1 tRNA gene and 1 rRNA gene are annotated in these 265 nt (G+C 54.3%); both read left to right on the top strand.

Features of this window, described 5'->3' with window-relative positions:
* The first annotated feature begins 6 nt into the window (after positions 1-6).
* Positions 7-123 (top strand): 5S ribosomal RNA (gene rrf, locus ACN6NF_RS25900).
* Between the two features lie 18 nt (positions 124-141).
* Positions 142-217 (top strand) — tRNA-Asn (locus ACN6NF_RS25895).
* Positions 218-265: the final 48 nt, after the last annotated feature.

Raw genomic sequence — 265 nt, 5'->3', positions numbered from 1 at the left:
TTCATGTTTGGTGGCGATAGCGGAGGGGTTCCACACGTACCCATCCCGAACACGACCGTTAAGCCCTCCAGCGCCGATGGTACTTGGACCGCAGGGTCCTGGGAGAGTAGGACGCCGCCAAGCGAATTTTATAATTATTATTCCCTGATAGCTCAGTTGGTAGAGCACTCGACTGTTAATCGAGTTGTCACAGGTTCGAGTCCTGTTCGGGGAGCCATGTGGAGAGGTGTCCGAGTTGGCCGAAGGAGCACGATTGGAAATCGTG

This window comes from Paenibacillus sp. TSM33, assembly GCF_056099025.1.
Note: the sequence above shows the minus strand (reverse complement) of the source record. Positions and strands in the feature narration are given on the sequence as shown.